The 22,524-nt window shown below is 67.4% G+C and carries 23 protein-coding genes; 11 read left to right on the forward strand and 12 right to left on the reverse strand.

Features of this window, described 5'->3' with window-relative positions; all coding sequences use genetic code 11:
* Window positions 1–10: 10 nt before the first annotated feature.
* From IB223_RS16445 to IB223_RS16455, 3 genes are all read left to right on the forward strand, one after another.
* A complete protein-coding gene (locus IB223_RS16445) occupies window positions 11–970 on the forward strand; it encodes a MoxR family ATPase (protein ID WP_192202983.1) in 960 nt (319 codons plus the stop codon).
* A gap of 163 nt (window positions 971–1,133) precedes the next feature.
* A complete protein-coding gene (locus IB223_RS16450) occupies window positions 1,134–2,432 on the forward strand; it encodes a DUF58 domain-containing protein (protein ID WP_192202838.1) in 1,299 nt (432 codons plus the stop codon).
* Window positions 2,433–2,476: 44 nt separating this feature from the next.
* Entirely contained in the window at window positions 2,477–3,481 is a 1,005-nt protein-coding gene (locus IB223_RS16455) for a DUF4380 domain-containing protein (protein ID WP_225591163.1), read from the forward strand.
* Window positions 3,482–3,487: 6 nt separating this feature from the next.
* Here IB223_RS16455 and IB223_RS16460 read toward each other — a convergent pair whose 3' ends face one another.
* The 4 genes from IB223_RS16460 to aroE form a co-directional block, all read right to left on the reverse strand.
* Window positions 3,488–4,261, reverse strand: coding sequence for a ThuA domain-containing protein (locus IB223_RS16460; protein WP_192202840.1), 774 nt, complete (start codon window positions 4,259–4,261; stop codon window positions 3,488–3,490).
* 79 nt (window positions 4,262–4,340) lie between these two features.
* A complete protein-coding gene (locus IB223_RS16465; protein ID WP_225591164.1) occupies window positions 4,341–4,691 on the reverse strand; it encodes a hypothetical protein in 351 nt (116 codons plus the stop codon).
* A gap of 74 nt (window positions 4,692–4,765) precedes the next feature.
* A complete protein-coding gene (locus tag IB223_RS16470) occupies window positions 4,766–5,224 on the reverse strand; it encodes a hypothetical protein (RefSeq protein ID WP_192202841.1) in 459 nt (152 codons plus the stop codon).
* Window positions 5,221–6,069: a shikimate dehydrogenase gene (gene aroE, locus IB223_RS16475; protein ID WP_192202842.1), complete on the reverse strand. Its 849-nt coding sequence runs from the start codon at window positions 6,067–6,069 to the stop codon at window positions 5,221–5,223. Before aroE ends, IB223_RS16470 begins: the two co-directional genes overlap by 4 nt.
* Window positions 6,070–6,429: 360 nt before the next feature.
* On the opposite strand from aroE, the gene IB223_RS16480 reads away from it, so the two are divergent.
* Entirely contained in the window at window positions 6,430–7,158 is a 729-nt protein-coding gene (locus IB223_RS16480; RefSeq protein ID WP_192202843.1) for a porin family protein, read from the forward strand.
* A gap of 70 nt (window positions 7,159–7,228) precedes the next feature.
* On the opposite strand, the gene IB223_RS16485 is transcribed toward IB223_RS16480, so the two are convergent.
* The 4 genes from IB223_RS16485 to IB223_RS16500 all read right to left on the reverse strand — a co-directional run bounded on the left by IB223_RS16485 (window position 7,229) and on the right by IB223_RS16500 (window position 10,135).
* Window positions 7,229–7,711 carry a GNAT family N-acetyltransferase gene (locus IB223_RS16485; protein WP_192202844.1) on the reverse strand — a complete coding sequence of 161 codons (483 nt, stop codon included), beginning with the start codon at window positions 7,709–7,711 and terminating at the stop codon, window positions 7,229–7,231.
* The gene (gene hemB / locus IB223_RS16490) at window positions 7,712–8,701 is read right to left on the reverse strand and encodes a porphobilinogen synthase (RefSeq protein ID WP_192202845.1); all 990 of its coding nucleotides are present in this window, start codon (window positions 8,699–8,701) and stop codon (window positions 7,712–7,714) included. It abuts the gene before it with no gap.
* Between the two features lie 95 nt (window positions 8,702–8,796).
* Window positions 8,797–9,045, reverse strand: coding sequence for a hypothetical protein (locus tag IB223_RS16495; RefSeq protein ID WP_192202846.1), 249 nt, complete (start codon window positions 9,043–9,045; stop codon window positions 8,797–8,799).
* Window positions 9,046–9,115: 70 nt separating this feature from the next.
* On the reverse strand, window positions 9,116–10,135 hold the full coding sequence (locus tag IB223_RS16500; RefSeq protein ID WP_192202847.1) for a pteridine-dependent deoxygenase: 1,020 nt from the start codon (window positions 10,133–10,135) through the stop codon (window positions 9,116–9,118).
* Between the two features lie 132 nt (window positions 10,136–10,267).
* Here IB223_RS16500 and IB223_RS16505 point away from each other — a divergent pair, with 132 nt between their 5' ends.
* Entirely contained in the window at window positions 10,268–10,729 is a 462-nt protein-coding gene (locus IB223_RS16505; RefSeq protein WP_192202848.1) for a hypothetical protein, read from the forward strand.
* Window positions 10,730–10,790: 61 nt separating this feature from the next.
* Here the strand turns inward: IB223_RS16505 and IB223_RS16510 are convergent, their stop codons facing one another.
* From IB223_RS16510 to IB223_RS16520, 3 genes are all read right to left on the reverse strand, one after another.
* On the reverse strand, window positions 10,791–11,243 hold the full coding sequence (locus IB223_RS16510) for a cytochrome c oxidase assembly factor Coa1 family protein (protein WP_192202849.1): 453 nt from the start codon (window positions 11,241–11,243) through the stop codon (window positions 10,791–10,793).
* Between the two features lie 16 nt (window positions 11,244–11,259).
* A complete protein-coding gene (locus IB223_RS16515) occupies window positions 11,260–13,485 on the reverse strand; it encodes a S9 family peptidase (protein WP_192202850.1) in 2,226 nt (741 codons plus the stop codon).
* A 138-nt stretch (window positions 13,486–13,623) separates the two neighbouring features.
* Window positions 13,624–14,334, reverse strand: a complete 711-nt coding sequence (locus IB223_RS16520) for a glutathione binding-like protein (RefSeq protein ID WP_192202851.1) — start codon at window positions 14,332–14,334, stop codon at window positions 13,624–13,626.
* 108 nt (window positions 14,335–14,442) lie between these two features.
* Between IB223_RS16520 and IB223_RS16525 the strand changes: the two genes are divergently transcribed.
* The 4 genes from IB223_RS16525 (at window position 14,443) to IB223_RS16540 (ending at window position 18,359) form a co-directional block, all read left to right on the forward strand.
* The gene (locus tag IB223_RS16525; RefSeq protein ID WP_192202852.1) at window positions 14,443–15,072 is read left to right on the forward strand and encodes a TIGR00645 family protein; all 630 of its coding nucleotides are present in this window, start codon (window positions 14,443–14,445) and stop codon (window positions 15,070–15,072) included.
* A 7-nt stretch (window positions 15,073–15,079) separates the two neighbouring features.
* Window positions 15,080–15,583 (forward strand): GNAT family N-acetyltransferase, encoded by a 504-nt coding sequence (locus IB223_RS16530; RefSeq protein ID WP_192202853.1) that lies wholly within the window; start codon window positions 15,080–15,082, stop codon window positions 15,581–15,583.
* A 49-nt stretch (window positions 15,584–15,632) separates the two neighbouring features.
* Complete coding sequence (gene uvrD / locus IB223_RS16535; RefSeq protein WP_192202854.1) at window positions 15,633–17,834, forward strand: DNA helicase II; 2,202 nt, start codon at window positions 15,633–15,635, stop codon at window positions 17,832–17,834.
* 78 nt (window positions 17,835–17,912) lie between these two features.
* Complete coding sequence (locus IB223_RS16540; protein ID WP_192202855.1) at window positions 17,913–18,359, forward strand: universal stress protein; 447 nt, start codon at window positions 17,913–17,915, stop codon at window positions 18,357–18,359.
* Window positions 18,360–18,368: 9 nt separating this feature from the next.
* Here IB223_RS16540 and IB223_RS16545 read toward each other — a convergent pair whose 3' ends face one another.
* Window positions 18,369–18,662: a DUF2782 domain-containing protein gene (locus tag IB223_RS16545; RefSeq protein ID WP_225591165.1), complete on the reverse strand. Its 294-nt coding sequence runs from the start codon at window positions 18,660–18,662 to the stop codon at window positions 18,369–18,371.
* Between the two features lie 108 nt (window positions 18,663–18,770).
* On the opposite strand from IB223_RS16545, the gene polA reads away from it, so the two are divergent.
* Entirely contained in the window at window positions 18,771–21,536 is a 2,766-nt protein-coding gene (gene polA / locus IB223_RS16550; protein ID WP_192202857.1) for a DNA polymerase I, read from the forward strand.
* Between the two features lie 366 nt (window positions 21,537–21,902).
* Complete coding sequence (locus tag IB223_RS16555; protein WP_192202858.1) at window positions 21,903–22,391, forward strand: YetF domain-containing protein; 489 nt, start codon at window positions 21,903–21,905, stop codon at window positions 22,389–22,391.
* The last annotated feature ends 133 nt before the right edge of the window (window positions 22,392–22,524 follow it).

The raw sequence follows: 22,524 nt of genomic DNA on the forward strand, positions 1-22,524 counted from the left end.
GCTTCCGCCGATGCCGGAAAATGCGCTGTCCCAGCGCGTCGATGCCGTACGCGAGGAAGTGTCCAAGGCGTTCATCGGCCAGCCGGATGTCCTCGACCAGATCCTGATCGCCCTGCTGGCGGGCGGCCACGTCCTGATCGAAGGCGTGCCGGGGCTCGGGAAGACGCTGCTGGTGCGGGCCCTCGCGCAGGCACTGGAACTGACCTACGGACGCGTGCAGTTCACCCCCGACCTGATGCCCAGCGATGTCAGCGGCCACGCCGTCTATGACCCGAAGACGGAGAGCTTCAAGATCCGGCGCGGGCCGGTGTTCACCAACATCCTGCTCGCCGACGAGATCAACCGCGCCCCCGCCAAGACTCAGTCCGCATTGCTGGAGGTCATGCAGGAAGGCCAGGTGACCATCGAAGGCAAATCCTTCGAACTGTCGCCGCCGTTCATCACGCTCGCCACCCAGAACCCGGTCGAACAGGAAGGCACCTATCCGTTGCCGGAGGCGCAGCTCGACCGCTTCCTGCTGAAGGTGCTGATCGACTATCCGGCGCTGGACGACGAGAAGCGCATGGTCGACGCCATCACCACCGGCCGGACTGCGTCCGACTTCGATCTTTCGCAGGTGGCGCGCGTGCTGGGCGCGGACGACATCATCGCCATGCAGCGCGAAACCGCCGCCGTGCGCGTGGATCCGGAAGTCATCGACTACGCCGTGCGTATCGTCGCCGCCACCCGCAAGTGGCCCGGCATCGCACTGGGCGCGGGTCCGCGCGGCAGCATCGCGCTGGTGCGCGCCGCACGCGCGCAGGCCGTCCTGCAGGGACGCGATTTCGTCACCCCCGACGACGTGCGCGACATCGCCCGCCCGGCGCTGCGCCACCGCATCACCCTGGCGCCGGAACTGCAGATCGAAGGGCAGTCGCCTGACGATGCGTTGCGCGCGCTGCTGGCGAAAGTGGACGCGCCGCGGAAATGATCGTACGCGTGGCCCCGACCTATCTCGCGATCAGCTCCCTCCCCCGCCTGCGGGGGAGGGTCGGGGTGGGGGAGAGCGATCAGCCTGATCCTTTGCCGACGTATCCGGTCTCCGATTGCCCCCATCCCAGCCTTCCCCCGCTGGCGGGGGAAGGAGCGCCACAATGAGGCCTGCGCCGCTGCTGATCCTGCTGATCGCCTGCTGGGGCTTGGCGGGCCTGGCCGTGCCGTTCCTCGGCTGGCCGTTGTGGCAGTGGCAGGCGGTCGGCGCGGCACTGCTGGTGCTTGCCGGGCTTGATGCATGGCGGCTGCGCGCGCGACCGCTGCCTGACGTGGTGCGCGAGCTGCCTGAGGCCCTGCCGCTGGGCATCGAGCGCGACGTCGCGCTGTGCTTCGAGTCGCGGGTACGGCAGCGGCTCGATGTGTTCGACCTGCATCCCGGCGGCTGGCCGTCGTCCGGCATGCCGCGGCGGCTCGCACTCGCCCCGATGTCGGCGACCCGCATCACCTACCGGTTGCGGCCCAATGCGCGCGGCGATGCCGCATTCGAGGGCGTGCAGCTGCGCCTGCGTTCCGTGCTGGGACTGTGGCGACAGTCGCGGGTGGCGGGCGCGCCGCAACGCGTGCGCGTGTATCCCAACTTCGCACCGCTGACGCGTTTCGCGCTGTTCAGTGCCGAACAGGCGTCGCGCCTGGTGGGCGCGCACCTCAAGCGGCGACGCGGCGAAGGCACCGACTTCAACCAGATGCGCGAGTACCGTGTGGGCGACAGCCTGCGCCAGGTCGACTGGAAGGCGACGGCGCGCTCGCGCAAGCTGATCTCCCGCGAGTACCAGGACGAAAAGAACCAGCAACTGGTCATGCTGATCGATACCGGTCGCCGGATGATGGCGCGCGAGGATGCGCTGGGGCATTTCGACCACGTGCTCAATGCCGCGCTGGTGGTGTCGTACCTGGCATTGCGCCAGGGCGATGGCGTGGGCCTGCTGGCGGCGGGTGGCGACAGCCGCTGGGTGGCGCCGCAGCGCGGGATGGCCGCCATCGACACGCTGCTGCGCGCCAGCTACGACCTGCAGCCGCGCGCGGTGGCCACGGACTATTTGGCGGCGGCCACCGAGCTGAGCCTGCGGCAGCGCCGGCGGTCGCTGGTGATGCTGGTCACCAACGTCCGTGACGAAGACATCGAGGACCTGCTGGCCGCCGTGCGCCTGTTGCAGCGCCGTCACCTGGTCTGCGTCGCCAGCCTGCGCGAGACCTCGCTGGATGAGGCGCTCGACGGTGACGTCCGCGACCTGCACGGTGCCATCCATGCCGGTGCGGTTGCACGCTACCTGGAGCAGCGCACGGCCGCGCACGATGCATTGCGCAGCCACCGGGTGATGGTGCTGGATGTTTCCAGCGACGAACTGCCCGGCGCCTTGGTGGAGCGCTATCTGGCGGTGAAGCGGGATGGCGTGCTCTAGTGCCGCGCATGCGCTCGGTCTCTGCCTCTGTCTGCCTGTTGCTCATGACGGCCCTGTGTCCGCAGGGCGCGACGGCGCAGCAGTCGACGGAGATGGAGCGCGTCCGCCTGCAGTCCGGCGACGTGGTGCTCGACGTCACGCCCGCCCTGGGTGGGCGTGTGTTGCGGTTCGGGCTGGCCGATCGGCCCAACCTGATCAAGGTCGGCGATCCCGTCGCCTCGCAACCTGCGCCGGTCGTATCGCCCGATGCGGATGACATCGGCTATCTCGGCCACGACGTATGGCTGGGGCCGCAGAGCGGCTGGTGGTCCGACCAGTACGTGAATCCTGCGCGTCGCGCTTCGAAGGCGGTGTGGCCGCCGGACCCTTACCTGGCTTTCGCCGAGACCCGCGTGGTCGCGCGTTCGCCCGAACGGCTGGTGCTGGAGGGCATCGACAGCCCGGTCACCGGCGTGCGGCTGCTGAAAACGTTCGCGTTCGATCCGGCGGATCCGTCCACCGTCATCGTGGCGGCGACCGCGCGCAACATCCGCGACCGCCCGGTCGCGCGTGACCTGTGGTTCAACACCCGCACCTCGGCGGCCACGCGCGTGTACGTACCCGTTGTCGACGCGCGCGACGTGCGGGTGGAAGCTGCGGAGGGAGCCGCGCCTGCCTGGACGATCGAAGGAGGCGTGTTCTCGTTCCTGCCCAAGCCGCAGGAGATGGAGATGCGCCGTGGCAAGGTGTTCCTTCAGCCATCGGCAGGCTGGATGGCCGGCTTCGCGCACGGGCAGGTGTTCGTGATCCGCTTCGATCACCTGCCACGTGCAGCGATCCATCCGGAACATGGGCAGGTCGAGCTTTATCTCGACCACGCCGGCGACATGAAGGCCGGCTTGCTTGAGATGGAGGTGCACGCCGCCTTTCGCACGCTTGCATCCGGTGAGGCGATGCAGGCGCGCGAGCGCTGGACGGTATTGCCTTACGAAGGCCCCGAGACGCGGGACGCGCAGGTGGCGTTCCTGTGTTCACGGCTGCAGCTCTGCGCCGGACCTGCCGTGCGCTGACGCGGATCAGCGCGGTTCGTCGATGCCCTGGCCGGTCGCGGCCCACCAGATGCCGCCGTACAGGTGCGCGAGATAGAGCGGATCGTCGTAGAGCGCGGGGGTATGGCCGAGTGCGGTGACGAAGACGCGGCCACCGTCGTAGGCGTGGTACCACGCGACGGGGTGTTCTTTCCCCATGCCGTGCGCGGTCTGGCCCGGCCAGATGCGGGAAGGATCGTAAGTGGATTCATCCACGCTCAGCACCGTCCGCAGGCCGCGCGTGACGGGGGCATTGAACTCGTACCATTCGTCCGTCCAGATCCAATACGCCGGCAGGCCGAAGGTGGCGGGAAACGCAGGGTCTTCCACGCGCACGGTGGCGCTCTGCACCATCGGATGGATGCGGAACGTGCGACCGATCAGCCGTTCGAACCAGGGCCACTCGCCAGGCGGGTTGAAGATCAGCGCGCGGTGCACCGCCACCACGCCGCCGCCGGCGCGCACGTAGGACGTCAGCCTTTCGCGTTGCGGGCCTTTCAGTTCATCGCCGGGCGTGTTGAGCAGCACGATGGCGGCATAGGCCGACAGATCGCCATCGAACGGTGTGCTGTTCCACGACCATGTGAGGTCGAATGCATGCCGCTGCGCCATGCGTTCGAACTGCGGCTTGGCGACCACGGCGTAGTCGTGGTGATAGCGGTTGGGAATCGCGACGACCAGCACCTTGAACTGGCCCTGCGCGAAGGCGGGCGTGGCGAGTCCGGCGATACACAACAGGGTGAGCAGCAGCAGGCGTTTCATTCCGCGATGCTAGCCCGGCCGGTGCCGGCCGGGTGCCTTTCCGCTATTCCGATTTCGGCGACGCCTATGCGGATATCGCCTAGGCCGTCCGCGCTGCCTGCATGGCCTTGCAGGCACCCCAGACCAGCAGCACCAGCCCGACAGCGGACACCACGCTCAGCAGCATGCCGAAGGCACCGAACAGGGACATCATCCCGCTCAGTGAGGCGTAGCCGTCAGCGGTGTTGTTGATCAGCCATGCCTGCCACACGCTCATCGCCACGCGCAGCAGCGTGGTGACCAGCATCAGTGCGACGCCGGCCAACGCCAGCTTGCGGCCGGGCGCTGCCGGCACCCACATCGCCAGCATGGCGACACCCGCCACGCAGGCCAGTAACTCGGGCAGCTGGTAGCCGAGCATCGTCAGCAGTTGGGTGAGGAATCCGTCCATGCATGCTTTCCTGTATCAGGGGCGAGGGAGTGTATCGATCCGCAGGGCGAGTTCCGGATCGATGATCGCGGGACTCAACTTTCCTGCCTGACGATTTTTCCGGTCAGGGTGAATCGATAGCCCGCGGTCCGCATCATGTCCACTGTCTTTGCGAACACGACCACGAGGGTGATGATCTTGACGTAAGGTATCAGCAGTGATGCCACGATCAGGACGTTGATGTAGCCCGCCCAACCAAAGCCGTCCATGCACAGATAGGTGCCGTAAGCGCCGAACGCGAAGCCGGCGACCGTCAGTACGGTTGCCGCGATGCCCATCATGGGTGAAGCATCCGCGCCGAAACCGAGGACGAAGGCGGCCATGTTGAACACGACGGCGACCGGCAGCAACCGCAACCCCTGTGCCGCCTGCAGTGCCGCCCCGTTGCGCTGGCGATCCTTGCTGAAACTGACGTCTGAAAAGTCCGGTTGCATCCCTGCCGCTCCTTGTCCCTGTTGATTCCATATCCGCCGCATTGATGGACGGCTGGTCAATCCGCCGTCACCAGCACCTTGTCCCTGTCGCGCAACGCGGTGTACACCGCATCGGTCTCCGGGCGCACGCCGTGCCATTGCTCGAATGCCTCGGCTGCCTGTTCCACCAACATGCCCAATCCATCCACGGCATCGTGGCAGCCGGCGGCGCGTGCCCATGCGAGGAAGGAAATCGCGGCTTCGCCGTAGTTGAGGTCCACCGCCAGCGTGCGCGGCGTGGCCAGGTGGAAGGGCAGGCTGAACTCGCCGTGGTCCTGCCGCGAGGCGGACGTGGCGTTGACGATCAGCGAGAAGTCGCCGAGGTCGCGCAGATCGTCCCAGTAGCGCGAATGCGCGCGCTCCGGCTCGCCCAGCGCGTCCGCCAGCGCATCCGCGCGGTCAGGAGTACGGTTGACGATGATCAGCTCGCTGATGCCTGCATCGAGCAATGCCGGTGCTACGCCGCGCGCCGCACCACCGGCACCAAGCAGCAGTGCACGGCGTGCGCGCAGGTCCAGGCCATGCCGACCGGTGAGGTCGCGTACCAGGCCGGCGCCATCGGTGTTGTCGCCATGCCATTGGCCGTCGTTGCGGGTCAGCGTGTTCACCGCGCCGGCGCGTCGCGCGCGCTCGGTAGTCCGCGCGCAGATCGCGAAGGCGGCTTCTTTCAGTGGTAGCGTGACATTGGCGCCCGCACCCCCGTCGCCCACGAAGCGATCGAGCGTGGCGACGAAATCGTGCGCCGCCACGTCAATGGCGGTGTACTCCAGCGTGATGCCGACCTGCCGCGCGAACGCCGCATGGATGCGGGGCGACAGCGAGTGGGCGACGGGATGGCCGAAGACGGCGTAGCGATGGCTGGACATGGCGCAGGACCCCGTCGGGAGAAAGGATGGGATGCCGCAGAGGCGCGCCGCGAATACGGGAGGCCGCTGCCGCTTCGATCCGAGTCTACCGCGCACGGCGGTCCGCTTGACAGGCAGTGCTGCCCGGCCTCACTGTGCCGCCGCCGAAAAGGGGCGCCAGGGATCAAGGCGACAGGCAGGCCGGGCTGGGGAGTCCGGTCGCCATCCATCGAACCCTGCAGCGAGGGCGCTCGCCGACCGCGAACCGGTCGGACGGGCGCCACGTGCGCGCGCCGGGCCGGCTGTTTCCGCGACACACCATCCACCCCGCCGGTACCGCAAGGACGCGGGGATTCCACCACGACCGAAAGGGAGAATTCCATGAAGCCATTGTTCCGTTGCCTGCCGCTCGCGCTGGCAGCCTTCGCCCTGCATGCGCAAGCGCAATCCGTCTCCCCCGCGTACGAGGCCTTCCGCAAGAAGGAGGCGCCCCAGCCCACCGCCACCCAGCCCGTGACGCCGGCAACGCAGGCAGCCGCCCCCCAGCCCGCACCGCCGGCCCCTGCGCCGACGTACCAGGCACCGACTCATGTTTCGTCCGCGTCTGCCCGGGAAGAGCAGGAAGACGGCGGCTTCTTCGTCGGCGTGCAGGCCGGCCAGGGCTGGATCTACGAAGACGTCGAACAGGATGCCGTCGCCGTAAGCGCGGGCTACCGCTGGCAGGCGGGTCCGTGGGCGCAGGTGGGCGTTGAACTGTCGGGCGGCCGCCTTGACGAGACCACCGATGGCGACTGGCGGTTCGCGAAGGCGACCTACAAGGCCATCGGTGCGAATGCACGCATGAACTTCGGCGACAGCCCGTGGTTCGCCACCGTGCGCGGCGGCTACTTCGATGCCGAGGTCGATGGCGCCGACGAGGAATTCGACGCCGACGGAGGCTACGCCGGCATCGCCATCGGCGTGGACATCAATCGCCACCTCAACATCAGCCTCGGCTATACCGCGTTCGTCTACGCCGACGACTACACCTACGACGACTGCGACGACGACCTCGACTGCGATTTCAACCGTGCCGACACCGTGATGCTGGGTGTCGAAGCGCGCTTCTGAGCGTTGAACGAAAACGGGAGCCGGATGGCTCCCGTTTTTTTTGGGGCCGTCGATGCCGCGAAGTATCCGGTCAATCGCCTGCCGGCTGTGCCAGCCGTCGCACGTAGACATGCTGAGTCTTGGCGAGCGTGAAGCCGGCTGCCGGATAGAACGCATGCGATTCCGGACGCAGGATGTTGGAGCGCACGAAGACGTCCGTGCCGCCCTGGCCCCGTATCCAGTCGCAGGCCGCATCCACCAGTCGCCGCGCCAGACCGAGGCGTCGCGCCTGGGGGTCGACGATCAAGGCCGTGATCTCGGCGCGCCCGCCGAACTCGATCATCAGCCGCCACTCCGCGGCCACCATTCCCATCAGGCCGCTGTCGTCGTCCGCTGAGGCGGCGACCATCACCGCATGTGAGGGCGATGCCAGCAGGGTGGCCAGCCGTCCTGCCATCCTGTCGCCATCGACCGGATAGGCAAGCAGCGTGCACAGGCGCGCCAGTTCCGCTGCATCATCATGCCGCGCATCGCGCATCGCGCATCGCGCATCGCGGATGACGATGGACGTCACTCAGCTGCTCCGCAGCCAGCGTGCCGCATCCAGCGCGAAGTAGGTCAGCACGCCATCGGCGCCGGCGCGCTTGAATGCGGTGAGCGCTTCCAGTGCGCAGGCCTTTTCGTCGAGCCAGCCGTTCGCGGCCGCAGCCTTGATCATCGCGTACTCGCCACTGACCTGGTAGGCGAACGTCGGCACGCCGAACTCGTCCTTCACCCGGCGGATCACGTCCAGGTACGGCAGGCCCGGCTTCACCATCACCATGTCGGCGCCTTCGTCCAGGTCCAGCGCGATCTCGTGCAACGCCTCGTTGGAATTGGCCGGGTCCATCTGGTAGGTGAACTTGTTGCCCTTGCCGAGGTTGCCGGCGCTGCCCACCGCGCTGCGGAACGGGCCGTAGAACGCGGACGCGTACTTGGCCGCGTACGACATGATGCGGGTGTTGATATAGCCGGCGTTCTCCAGCGCCTCGCGGATCGCGCCGATGCGACCGTCCATCATGTCGCTGGGCGACAGGATGTCCACGCCGGCGGCGGCATGCGCCAGCGACTGCTTCACCAGCGCCTCGATCGTCTCATCGTTGAGGATGTAGCCGGTGTCGTCGATCAATCCGTCCTGGCCGTGCGTGGTGTACGGGTCCAGGGCCTGGTCGCTCATCACGCCCAGTTCGGGGAAGCGGGATTTCAGTGCGCGGATCGCGCGCGGGATGATGCCGTCCTCGTCCCATGCGATGCGGCCATCGGCGGTCTTCGCCGACGGATCCGGCACGCCGAACAGGTCCAGCACCGGCACGCCCAGCTCCAGCGCTTCCTCGCCCACGCGCAGCAGTTCGTCGATGGACAGGCGCTCGACGCCCGGCATCGAGCCCACCGGCACCCGGCCTTTCTCCTCGTGCACGAACACGGGGTAGATCAGGTCGTTGGTGGTCAGCACGTTCTCGCGCATCAGGCGACGGGAGAACTCGTCGCGACGCATGCGGCGCGGGCGGGTATGGGGATAGGCCATCACGGGCTCCTGGCAGAGCGGCGAATGATACGCCCGCCGCCCTCCGGCCAGTCTGCGACAGGCGGTCGCAGTACGGAACGCTGCATCCGGTGGCGTCAGATGATCCCGCCGCCCAGCGACAGGCGGAAGATGCCGACCACGATGACGATGCCGTTGAGCACCAGCCCCGCCTTCGCGCGACCGCGGTGTTCCGTGCGGGTGAACAGGATGCCGATGGCGGCGATCACCGCGCCGACCGCCGCGAACGGGATCAGGAACCAGTTGCCCCAGCCCAGCAGCGGGATCAGGGCCAGCACCATCCACAGCATCGCCACGATGCCCCACAGCAGGCTGATCAGTCCCATGTCGCGGTTTCCATGCGGGCGTGCGGAAGGTCGCCCCGTGTTTCCACTATGCGGACGGTCGCCGGGCGCTTCAAGCACCCACGCCGTGCATGCCCTCGATCTCGACCAGCAGCTCGCGCCGGCAGACGTCGGCATGCAGCATCAGCCATGGCACGCGCGTGCCCAGGCGGGCCTCGAGTTGCGCGGCCACGGTGTCGGCGTCGGCGGCATCGCTCACGTAGACCTTCAGGCGCGAACTCGCATCCAGGTGCGCCGGCAACGTCGCCGCATGCGTGCGCGCCGCGCCCAGCAGGCTGTCGAGGTTGGTGAGGGTCTCGTCCAGCTGCGCGCGCAGCGAGTCCGCGTGCTGCGACGCATGGCCGACGATACTGGCGGTGCCGGACAGCAACAGGGGTACCTGGTGCGATGGAGGCAGCAACGCGCGCGCGAAGCTCGGGGATTGCGGGCCGTACTCGCGCGGATAGCGGTAGGCGCTGACCTGGCGCGGATTCTCGAGTGGCGTACCCGGTTCACGTGCGGCGAGCCAGTAGACCTGCAGCACGCGGCGGCCATCGCGGCTGCCTATCGCCGTGGCGGCGGGCAGCGCGCGCGTATCGATATCGCCCAGGCCCTGCACGCGGCCGATGCAGAATTGCCGGTAGCGTTCACCGTCGCCTTCGCCCTGCGTGATGGCATCGAAGTAATTCCAGATGCGCAGCAGGTGCGGGTATCCGCTGTCGCGCCAGAAGGCGGCCATCGCGGCATATGCATGCGCGCTAGCGTGCAGGATGCCGCCTTCGGGTTCTTCCCACTCCACCACGCCGAACATCAGCGCGCCGTCGTGGCTGTAGCGCACCGCGCCTTCGTGGCCGGTGGTCACGGGGCCCGCCGCACGCCAGACTTCGTACGGGGCCGCGGCTTCGCGCAACGGCGACAGCGGCACGCGCAGGTAGCGCGGGTCGTCGATGGTCGAGGTGGCGGGCGCCAGCGCGCCGAAACCGAACACGGCCAGCGTCTCCGGCAGGCCCAGCAACGCCCGTGGCGTGGGCGCGTGGATGTAGTCGACGGCCAGCCGCTGCGGCGCGGGTGGATGGTCGGGGGCGGAGCTCATCGTGCGGGAAACGGGGGGCATGTCGGGGCGAAATGATAACCCGCCCGTCCCGTCACGCCGGACGCCTGCTGGCTGTGCCAGTATTCAGCGGCATCGGCGGAAGATCGCCGCAGGTCACCGGGAGAAGCCGCCATGTCGTTCCGTATCGCTGCCATCGTGCTCGTCGCCGCACTCAGTGCCGGCTGCGCCAGCAGCTCCAAGGTCATGCTGGGGCAGGCGCGCCCCGCCATCGATCCTGCGCAGGTCCAGGTCTACCGCACCGCGCCTGCGGGGTCGCTGGAAATCGCGCAGCTTGAATCCAAGAGTGCCGTCGGCTTCGGCACGCAGGGCCAGACCGACGCCGCCGTGGCACGCCTCAAGCGCGAAGCCGCCGCCCTCGGCGCGAACGGTGTGGTGCTGGTCGGCGTGGGATCCAGTGGATCCCCGGTCGGCATGTCGGTGGGTGCCGGCAGTTACGGCCGCCACTCCGGTGGTGGCCTCAGCATGGGCATCCCCACCACACAGAAGCAGGCGGCGGGCGTGGCGATCTACGTGCCGCCGGGCACGGCGGTGGACCCCACCCTGGTCGTGCCGGACCCGGCACCGAAGAACTGAGCCGGCCACCTGCCGGATGCGATCCGAAGGCGGCCCACGGCCGCCTTCGTCGTTCGTGGGGTCAGGGAGATGCCGGCCCCTCGTTGCCGGCTTCCATCACGATCCGTTCGCCGCCGTCCACGTTGACCGCCAGCGTTTCGTAGTGCCATTCACCGGCGCGCTTCTCCGCCACCACGAACAGCGTGCCATCGGTCTTGCCGCCATCAAGCGGGATTGCCAGCTCTGCCTCGCCGCCCGCTCCACTGCTGTTGAGGCTGCCCTGCACGAACCAGCCCGGCTTGATCGGGGTGCCCAATGCGGCGACCACGGCTGCATCGGCCTGTGCCCGTGCCATCGCATGCCGGTAGGGTTCGGAGGATTTCATCGCGCCGAAGATCAGCGTCATCAGCCCGGCGATGAAGGCCAGGAACGAGGCCAGCACCACCACCGCCAGCACGGGCACGCACCATTTCCAGTTGCGGCTCCACCAGCCCGCTTTCACGGCGGCGGGCATCGGCGGCGGGGAAGCGGACATCGGCGTCTCCTTCGTCTCAGGGTTTCAGGCAACGACCGAAGAAATCCTCGGTCAGTCGGTAGCGGTGCAGCAGGTCGCTGCCACGCAAGCCGTGCTTGGCGCCGGGGTAGGTCATCAGCTCGAACGGCGTACCGCGCTTCTGCAGGTCACTCATCAGCTTCGTCGAGTTGGAAAACAGCACGTTGTCGTCGGCCATGCCGTGGATCAAGAGCAGCTTCGAGTGCAGGCCGTCCAGGTGGGTGAACACGCTGGCCTCGCGGTAGCCGGCTTCGTTCGCGTTCGGCAGGTCCATGTAGCGCTCGGTGTAGTGGGTGTCGTACAGCGCCCAGTCCGTCACCGGTGCACCGGACACGCCGCAGGCATACGCCTCACTGTGTTTGGCCAACAGCATCAGCGTCATGTAACCGCCATTGGACCAGCCGTACACGCCGATGCGCGAGGAATCGACGAAGGGCTGCGACGCCAGCCACGCCGCGCCGCGCAGTTGGTCGTCCACTTCCACCGTGCCCTGCCTGCCGTACAGCGCGCCACCGAAGGCCGCGCCACGACGTGGCGTGCCGCGGTTGTCCAGCGAGAACACCAGGTAGCCCTGCTGGGCCAGGTACTGGTTGAAGAAGGCATCGCTGCGGCCGGGCCAGGCGCGGGTGACGGTCTGCGCCGCCGGGCCGCCGTACACGAAAACGACCACCGGGTACTTCTTCTTCGGGTCGAAGCCGGCCGGCTTGATCAGGCTGTAATGCAGCGGCGTGCGGCCGTCAGCGGCCGTCAGTGTGCCGTAGGTGGTGGGCTGGTGGGCGCCGAGGTACTTCGCGTAGGGATGCGCGGCATCGGTCGCATCGTTGGTGAGCAGGGTCGCCAGCTTCGTGCCGTCGGCCTTGAACAGCTCGATCTGCGGCAGCGTGGTGTCGCTGGACCAGCTGTCGACGAAGACGCTGGCATTGCGGGCGAAGGCGACGGCATGCATGCCGGGCGCCTGCGTCAAACGACGCGGCTCGCCGCCGGACAACGGCACGGCATACACGTGCGTCTCGGTGGCGCCATCACGGGTACCGCTGACATAGGCCAGGCCGGCGGCTTCGTCGATGGCCAGCAGGCCGTCGACCACCCACTCGCCCTGCGTCAATGCGGTCAGCTCGGACCCATCTTCCGACGCCATGTACAGATGTTCGAACCCGCTGCGCTCCGAAGCCCACAGGAAGCGCCCGTCCTTCAGGAAGCGCAGGTCGCTGTGCAGCGGCACCCAGGTCTTCGAGGTTTCCGTCACCAGCGTGCGCTGCGTGCCGGTCGCCAGCGTGGCCTCGATCAGCTCGAGCTTCTTCTGGTCGCGCGACTGGCGCTGGAACGTCAGGCGCTGCGGATCACGCCAGTCCACGCGGGCCAGGTAGATGTCCTTCTCGGTGCCCAGGTCGATCCACTGCGGCTTGGCACCGGTCTTCGGCGCCATCACGCCCAACTGCACGAGCACGTTGTGGTCGCCGGCGGCCGGATAGCGCTGCTCGACCACCTCGGTGCGATCCGGATAGACCTCGTAGCGCTTCTGCACCGGCACCGGCGTTTCGTCGATGCGGGCGAAGGCGATGGCGGAATCGTCCGGCGCCCACCAGTAGCCGGTATGGCGATCCATTTCTTCGTCGGCCACGAACTCCGCCACGCCATTGCCGATCGCGTCGCTGCCGTCGCGGGTCAGCTGTGTTTCCCTGCCGCTGGCCAGCTCGATGACCCACAGGTTGCGGTCGCGGATGAAGCTGACGAAGCCCCCCTTCGGCGATATCTTCGGATCGGTGGCAAAACCACCGCCATCCGTCAGCTTGCGCACCGCGTCCTTGCCGGATTTCGCCAGGTCGTAGAAGTAAAGCTCGCCGCCCAGCGGGAACAGCAGCGCTTTGCCATCCGGTGACCACTGGTAGTCGACGATGCCGGACAGCGCGGCAATGCGCTGGCGCTCGCGGCGTGCCTTTTCTTCATCACTCAGTACTTCTTCGCCGGGCAGTACCACCGACGAATCCACCAGCAGGCGCGTCTGCCCGCTGGCTATGTCGTACTCCCACAGGTCCAGACGGTTGCGGTCGCTGTCCTTGCCGCGCAGGAAGGTCACCCGCGATCCGTCCGGCGCGACCTGTGGCTTGGTCAGCGTGGGTCCGGTCAGCGGTGCGCTGCCGGTGATGGCTTCCAGCGTGAGTTTTTCAGCGTGGGCGGGCAGGGTGGTGGCGAGGGTCATCAGGGCGAACAGGGCAAGGCGCATGGGACTTCTCGGGCGGCAGGGCCGGTCAGTCCCGGATTATTGCATTGGCCGCCGCGCGCGCCGTAGAGCGGCGCTTGCTCCGCCGCTCGCGGGCCGGATGCGTCCTGATGCGGCGCAGCCGAGCAAACTCGGCTCCGTCTACCGTGAGGACTGGCCGAACAGGTGCTTGCGCTCCTCGTCGCTGAGCGGCTGACCCGCGTTCGGATTGACCTGCGACTGCAGCGCATACGCGCGCTGCACGGCCGGCCGCGCTGCGATTTCCGCGTGCCAGCGCTGCAGGGCTGGATAGGGCGACAGATCCAGCGGGGCCTTGTCGTAGGCGTTGATCCACGGATGCGTGGCCATGTCGGCGATACTGTAGTCCTCTCCAGCGATGTAGGCATGTTTCGCCAGCTGCGTGTCCAGCACGCCGAGCAGGCGCTGCACCTCGCGCGTGTAGCGGTCGATGGCGTAGGGGATCTTCTCCGGCGCGTACACGGTGAAGTGGCCGTACTGCCCGGTCATCGGCCCCAGGCCGCCCATCTGCCACATCAACCACTGGTTCACCGCCACTTTCTGGCGGGTGTCGGCGCCGAAGAAGCGGCCGGTCTTGTTGGCCAGATACAGCAGGATGGCGCCGGATTCGAACACGCTGATCGGCGCGCCGCCGTCGGCCGGTGCGTGGTCGATGATCGCCGGCATCTTGTTGTTGGGCGAGAACGCCAGGTATCCCGGCTTGAACTGGTCGCCCTTGCCGATGTCGACCGGCACGATGCGGTAGTCGAGCTTCGCGCCTGCCTCGGTCAGTTCTTCCAGCATCAGCGTGATTTTGTGGCCGTTGGGCGTGGGCCAGTAGTACAGGTCGATCATGGCGGTTCCTCGCGAGGGGGAGAGCCGCAGTCTAGCGGTGGCAGCGGACTTGGCAGCGTCAAATCCGGCCGCTACCCTGCGCCATCCTTGGAAAAGACCGTTCCCCACATGACCGATCCCAAATCCGCGCGCCTCGGCCCGCTGCCTGCCCTGATCTTCAGCTCGCGCTGGCTGCAGCTGCCGCTGTATCTGGGCCTGATCGTGGCGCAGGGCGTGTACGTCATCCTGTTCCTGAAGGAGCTGTGGCATCTGGTCCATGGCGCCACCAGCCTCAGCGAGCAGGACATCATGCTGCTGGTGCTGGGCCTGATCGATGTGGTGATGATCTCGAACCTGCTGATGATGGTCATCGTGGGCGGTTACGAGACTTTCGTGTCGCGCATGGGGCTGGAGAAGCATCCCGACCAGCCGGAATGGCTGAGCCACGTCAACGCCAGCGTGCTGAAGGTGAAGTTGGCCATGGCGATCATCGGCATCTCGTCCATCCACCTGCTGAAGACCTTCATCGGCGCCAGCACGCTGGGTGGCCTGCCGCTGTGCGGCACGCCCGAAGCCTTTGCCGCCGCGGAAGCCGCGAAGACGGCCGGCTGGCTGGCGAAGACCTGCAGTGATTTCACCGCCACCGGCGTGATGTGGCAGACCATCATCCACGCCATCTTCATCCTGTCCGCCATCGGCATCGCCTACACCGACAGGCTGATGAACAACGGCGCGCAGACCAAGCACGCGGCGCACTGATCCCGGCATGCAGGCAGGTGCATCCCTGATCCGCGCGGCAGGCGATGACGACTTCACCGCCATCGTCGCCCTGAACGCCGCGGAGGTCCGCCATACCAGCCCGATGGACGAAGACAGGGCGCGCCACCTGGCGAGCCTGTCGGCCTATCTCCGCGTGGCGACGCTCGACGGTCGCGTTGTTGCATTCCTGCTGGCGATGCGTGCGGGCGCGGACTATCGCAACGACAATTTCGCCTGGTTCGCTGCACGCTACCCTGACTTCCTGTACGTGGACCGCATCGTCGTGGATGCTTCGGTGCAGGGCCATCGCCTCGGGTCCGCGCTCTACGGCGACCTGTTCGCCTTCGCCCGCGAACGTGGCATCCCGCGCATCACCTGCGAGTTCAACGTAGTGCCGCCGAACGAGCCCTCGCGCCTGTTCCATGCCCGGCATGGCTTCGTGGAAGCGGGCCGGCAGTGGCTGGGCGATGGCCACAAGCAGGTCTCGATGCAGGTCGCCGAACTGGCCTGAACGGACTGCGTCTCAGGGTTTGGGTCGCTGCAGGCCGTAAAATGCGCGGATGGATGTTTCCCACCTGCTCGACCACCTGAATCCCGCCCAGCGCGACGCCGTTTCCGCAGCGCAGGGGCATTACCTCGTCCTGGCCGGTGCCGGCTCCGGCAAGACCCGCGTGCTGACCCACCGCATCGCCTGGCTCAACGAAGTCTTCAGCGTGCCCACGCACGGCATCCTGGCGGTGACCTTCACCAACAAGGCGGCCGGCGAAATGCGCGCCCGCGCCGACGTGCAGTTGCGCAACGGCAGCCGCGGCATGTGGATCGGCACCTTCCACGGACTGGCGCATCGCCTGCTGCGCCTGCACTGGCAGGAAGCGAAGTTGCCCGAAACCTTCCAGGTGCTGGACAGCGACGACCAGCAGCGGCTGGTCAAGCGCGTGGTGCAGGCGATGGAGCTGGACGAGGGCAAGTACCCGCCGAAGCAGCTCACCTGGTGGATCAACGAGCAGAAGGACGAGGGTCGCCGCCCCGAGCACATCCAGCCGGCGCCGAACGACGACTGGCTGGATGTACGCCGACAGGTCTACGCCGGCTATCAGGAACGCTGCGACCGCGCCGGCCTGGTGGACTTCGCCGAACTGCTGCTACGCGCGCATGAGGTGCTGCGCGACACGCCGGCCCTGCTGGCGCACTACCGCACGCGCTTCCGCGAGATCCTGGTGGACGAGTTCCAGGACACCAATGCCATCCAGTACGCCTTCGTGCGCGTGCTGGCGGGCGATACGGGCCACGTCTTCGTGGTGGGCGACGACGACCAGAGCATCTACGGCTGGCGCGGCGCCAAGGTCGAGAACATGCAGCAGTTCCTGCGCGACTATCCGTCCGCGCGGACCATCCGGCTGGAGCAGAACTACCGGTCCAGCGCGAACATCCTGGGCGCGGCCAACGCCGTGATCGCGCACAACCCCGGCCGGATCGGCAAGCAGCTTTGGACCGATACCGGCGACGGCGAACCGATCGACCTGTACGCCGCCTACAACGAGATGGACGAAGCGCGCTTCGTCGTCGAGCGCATCCGCCAATGGGTACGCGACGGCGGCAGCCTCGGCGATGCCGCCATCCTCTACCGCAGCAACGCGCAGTCGCGTGCGTTCGAAGAGGCCCTGCTTTCGGAGCAGGTGCCTTATCGCGTGTACGGCGGCATGCGCTTCTTCGAGCGCGCCGAAATCAAGGATGCCCTCGCGTACCTGCGCCTGATGGCCAACCGGGCGGACGACGCGGCGTTCGAGCGCGTGGTCAACACGCCCACGCGGGGCATCGGCGAGCGCACGCTCGACGAAGTCCGCCGGCTGGCGCGCGGCGCACGCGTATCGCTCTGGGGCGCGGCGATGCTGGCGGCGCAGGGCAGCGACCTGGCCGGGCGCGCACGCAATGCGCTGGCCGCATTCGCCGCATTGGTCGACCAGTTGGCCGAGGAGACTGCGGAGATGACGCTGGCCGAGCGCGTCGACCATGTGCTGGCGCGCTCCGGCCTGCGCGAGCACTGGGCGCGCGAGAGCCGCGGGGGACTGGATTCGGAATCGCGCACCGAGAACCTGGACGAACTGGTGTCGGTCGCGTCGCGCTTCGTGCGTCGCGAAGACATCGCCGATGACGAGAATGGCAGCGAGGGCATGAGCGAGCTGGTCGCCTTCCTGTCCTATGCCGCGCTGGAAGCGGGCGAAGGCCAGGTCGAGGCCGGTGAGGATGGCGTGCAGCTGATGACGTTGCACTCGGCCAAGGGCCTGGAATTCCCGCTGGTGTTCCTGGCCGGGCTGGAGGAGGGGCTGTTCCCCAGCAACCGCTCGCTGGACGAGAGCGGGCGACTGGAAGAAGAGCGCCGCCTCGCCTACGTGGGCATCACCCGGGCGCGGCAGAAACTGGTGCTGAGCTTTGCCGAGGCGCGACGCCTGCACGGGCAGGACATGTACGGGATCCCCTCACGCTTCCTGCGCGAGATCCCCGCCAACCTGCTGAACGAAGTGCGGCCCCGCGTGCAGGTCAGCCGACCGGCCTCCGGCTTCGCTACCCGGGCGACGCCGGGGCATGCCAGCCTGGAAACGCCCGGCCTCAAGCTGGGCCAGACCGTCACCCACGCCAAGTTCGGCCATGGCGTGGTCACCGATTACGAAGGCAGCGGCGCCCATGCGCGGGTGCAGGTGAACTTCGACAGCGAGGGCAGCAAGTGGCTGGTGCTGGCCTACGCGAACCTGCAGGCCGTCTAGGCCGCGATTGATCCAGATCACGGCGCACTAAGCCCGCCAGGCGTGTAATGGCCGCACCCCATCACCCTGAGGTGCGGCATGTACCGGCATATCCTGATCGCGACCGACGGTTCCGAACTGGCAGGCAAGGGCGTGGAACATGGCCTCGCGCTGGCGACGCGACTGCAGGCCAGGGCCACCGTGCTGACGGTCAGCGAGCCCATCAATACCGGCTTCGATGACGGCCTGGGCTGGAGCGCGGTGGGCACCTCGCTGCCGGAATTCCAGGCGGCCCGCGAAGAGGCCGCACGCCGGGTGCTGGACGGAGCCGCCGCACAGGCGACCCGGCATGGCATCAAGGTGCAGTGCCTGCACGTCGCCGACCGGTACGCCGCGGAAGCCATCGTCGAAACCACCGAACGCCAGGGCTGCGACCTGATCGTCATGGCGTCGCATGGCCGACGTGCGCTCGGGCGCCTGCTACTGGGCAGCCAGACCAGCGAAGTACTGGCCCGCTGCGGGGTGCCGTTGCTGGTGATCCGCTAGCGCGGCATCTCACCAGCCATACAGCTTCCAGTAGACGGGCGATACGTCAACGTTGTCCTTGCTCTTGTCCAGGCGCCCGTCGCCGTCGGAGTCGTACAGGTAGTAGGGCGCGCCGCGCGATGGCGTGACCTTGACCATCCGCAGGTTGCCGGCCACGCGGTACTCCTCGATCACGTCGCCATTTTTCTCGGTGCGGACGGCGACTTGCGCGTTGGCGAGGTCGACGTTGGTGGGATCGCTGCCGGTCGATGCGCAGCCGGCCAGTGCCAGCAGGCAGGAGAGCAGCACGGCACGCTTCGTCATGCGGGTCATCGTGGCGACCTTTCGGGGGGATGGATGGCCCGATTATGCGCCCAACGCCGGGCGGCGCGCGTGACGCCGCATGCAATGCACGCGGCGTAGAATGCCGGCATGACACGACTCGTACTCATCGACGGCTCCAGCTACCTGTTCCGCGCGTTCCATGCGCTGCCACCGCTGACCAATGCGCAGGGCGAGCCTACCGGCGCGCTCTTCGGCGTGGTCAACATGCTGCGCGCGACGCTGAAGGAAAAGCCCGACTTCGTGGCCTTCGTGCTGGACGCCAGCGGGCCGACCTTCCGCGACGAACTGTATCCGGACTACAAGGCCAACCGCCCGCCGATGCCGGAAGAGCTGCGCGCGCAGGTGGAACCGATGATCCGCATCGTGCAGGCGCTCGGTTTCCCGCTGCTGCGTGTCGAGGGCGTGGAAGCGGACGATGTGATCGGTACGCTTGCGCTGCAGGGCGCGGCGCAGGGCATGGACGTGACCATTTCCACCAGCGACAAGGATTTCGCGCAGCTCGTGCGCCCTGGCGTGGCGCTGGTCAACACCATGAGCGGCAGCCGGCTGGATTCCACCGAGGCCGTGGTGGAGAAGTTCGGCGTGCGGCCGGAGCAGATCGTCGACTTCCTTGCCCTGATGGGCGACACCGTGGACAACGTTCCCGGCGTGGAGAAGTGCGGTCCGAAGACCGCCGCCAAATGGCTGGGCGAATACGGCACGCTGGCTGCGATCATCGACCGGGCCGGCGAGATCAAGGGCAAGATTGGCGACAACCTGCGCGCGGCCTTGCCACGCCTGCCGCTGAATCGCGAACTGGTCACCATCAAGACCGACGTTGCGCTGGATGGCGGGCCGGACACGCTGCCGCTGCGCGAACGCCATGTGGACGAGCTGCGCGAGTTGTACGCGCGCTATGGCTTCAACCAGGCGCTGAAGGAGCTCGAGGGCGGCACTGTCGACACGTCCGCCGTGGCTGAAAAGGAGCCGGGCCGTGCGCGCGGCACCGGTCGTGTGGCGGCGACGATCGCGGACGATGCAGTCATCGACGCGTCGCTCGGTGTCGCGGGCGAATACACGGCCGTGACGGAGCCGGCGCAACTTGAAGCGCTGGTGGCGCAGTTGGAGCAGGCAGACGAATTCGCCTTCGATACCGAAACCGACAGCCTCGATCCGATGCGCGCGAACCTGGTCGGCCTGAGTTTCGCCACCGAACCCGGCAAGGCCGTCTACGTGCCGGTGGGACACGACTATCCCGGCGCGCCGCCGCAACTCGGCCGCGAGGCGGTGCTTGCGGCGCTCGCACCCGTGTTCGCCGATGCAGGCCGGCACAAGCTCGGCCAGCACGGCAAGTACGACCTGCACGTGTTGCGCCGCCACGGCGTGGACGTGCGGGGCTACGCCGACGACACGATGCTGGAGAGCTTCGTGCTGAATGCCGGCAGCAACCGGCACGACATGGACAGCCTGGCCAAGCGCCACCTTGGCTACGACACCATCAAGTACGAAGACGTCGCCGGCAAGGGCGCCAAGCAGATCCTGTTCTCGCAGGTGGCCATCGACGACGCCACCCGTTACGCCGCCGAGGACGCCGACATCACCCTGCGCCTGCATCGCGCGCTGGCGCCGAAGCTGGCAGCCGAAGCCGGACTGGAAAGCGTCTACCGCGACATCGAGATGCCGCTGGTCCCCGTGCTGGCGCGCATCGAGGCCAACGGCGTGATGATCGATGGCGATGAACTGCGCCGGCAGAGCGCCGACCTGTCCAAGCGCATGCTGGCCGCGCAGCAGAAGGCCACCGAACTCGCGGGCCGCACGTTCAACCTCGATTCGCCCAAGCAGCTGCAGGCGCTGCTGTTCGACGAGCTCAAGCTGCCGGTGCTGGTGAAGACGCCCACCGGCCAGCCCAGCACGAATGAAGAAGCACTCGAAGCCATCGCCGACCAGCACGAACTGCCGCGGGTGATCCTGGAATACCGTGGCCTGGCCAAGCTGCGCAGCACCTACACCGACAAGCTGCCGGAGATGGTCAATCCCGACACCGGTCGCGTGCACACCAGCTACCACCAGGCCGGTGCGGCGACGGGACGGTTGTCGTCCACCGATCCCAACCTGCAGAACATCCCGATCCGCACCGACGACGGGCGCCGCATCCGCAAGGCATTCGTCGCGCCGCCGGGTCGCAAGCTCGTGGCCTGCGATTACTCGCAGATCGAGCTGCGCATCATGGCCCACCTGTCGCAGGATCCTGGGCTGGTGCGCGCGTTCGAGTCCGGTGCCGACATCCACAAGGCCACTGCCGCCGAAGTGTTCGGCAGGAAGCTGGAAGAGGTCACCGGCAACGAGCGCCGCGCCGCCAAGGCGATCAACTTCGGTTTGATGTACGGCATGAGCGCCTTCGGCTTGGCGCGCCAGTTGGGCATTGGCCGTGGCGAGGCGCAGGACTACATCGCGCTGTACTTCAGTCGTTACCCGGGCGTGCGCGACTACATGGAGCGCACGCGCCAGCAGGCGCGCGAACACGGCTATGTCGAAACCGTATTCGGTCGCCGCCTGTACCTGGAGTACATCAACAAGGGCACGCAGGGCCAGCGCGCCGGCGCCGAGCGCGCGGCGATCAACGCGCCGATGCAGGGCACGGCGGCGGACATCATCAAGCGCGCGATGATCGGCGTGGATGCGTGGCTTGCGGATCACCGCGACCAGGCGCTGATGATCCTGCAGGTGCACGACGAACTGGTGTTCGAAGCCGACGCCGGCTTCGTGCCGACTTTGCTGAAAGAGGCGACAGCGCGGATGGCTGCCGCAGCGCAACTGAGCGTTCCGCTGGTGGTCGACAGCGGCGTGGGTGACAACTGGGAAGAGGCCCACTGAGCGGGCCTCAGGACGGTTTTCCTTCCGGAACATGGACTTGCGGAAGCTTCAGGAAAACCCTGTCAGGTATATTTGTATACTGACGAGTTCAATAAACTGAATTCCTCCTGAATCTTACGGTTTTTTAACCGGAATCTTCACGAACCATCCATGTCCGGAGTGGTCATATAGCCCGTGACAGATGCAACGTCTGTCACTGATCTCTCCCATCCCCTGGAGCGATCTCCCCCGGAGCGACGACCCCTCCCCAGGTCCCGCTCCCTGGCCCCGCCGATCTCCCCCTGGTCTGCGGGGCTTTTTATTGCCTGTCGTTTGCCCTCGCCGCGTGCGCTACCTTGCGCGCAGTCCTTCGCCACCGGGTGACGCATGAGCGCAACGTTCGCCGAGATGTTCCAGCTGGCCATGCCGTGGTGGGCGTTCGTGCTGCGAGCGTGTGCGGTGTACTTCATCCTGCTGGCGATGCTCCGTGTGTCCGGAAAGCGGTCGATGGGCCAGTTCACGCCGTTCGACATCCTGCTGGTCGTCCTGCTGGGCAATGCGGTGCAGAACGCGCTGCTCGGCGCGGACACGTCGGTGGGCGGGGGGCTGTTGCTCGCGGCCACGCTGATCGCGTTGAACTGGATCGTGGGCCTGGTATCGGCGCGTTCGCCGAAGGTAGAGCGCTGGGTGGAGGGCGCGCCGGTATTGCTGGCGCGCGACGGGCAGGTCTACCGCGACGTACTGCGCCGTGAGCTGATCAGCCGCGAGGATTTCGAGAAGGCGATGCGCGAAGCCGGCTGCCTGGACATGGCCGACATCCGGCTGGCGGTACTGGAGAACAACGGGCACATCACGGTGGTGGGCAGGCAAGCGTAGCTCCCTGCAGGAGCGACGTGAGTCGCGGCCGTGGAAATGAAACGTCGTTGACGTTTGTCTAACCCGAACCGCGCGGGGAACAGGGAATTCTTGGCCCGCGTGAGCCGGCCGAGCCCCGCACATTGGATGGCGT

This window comes from Pseudoxanthomonas sp. PXM03 (assembly GCF_014852005.1).
In the GTDB taxonomy this organism is placed as follows: Bacteria; Pseudomonadota; Gammaproteobacteria; order Xanthomonadales; family Xanthomonadaceae; genus Pseudoxanthomonas_A.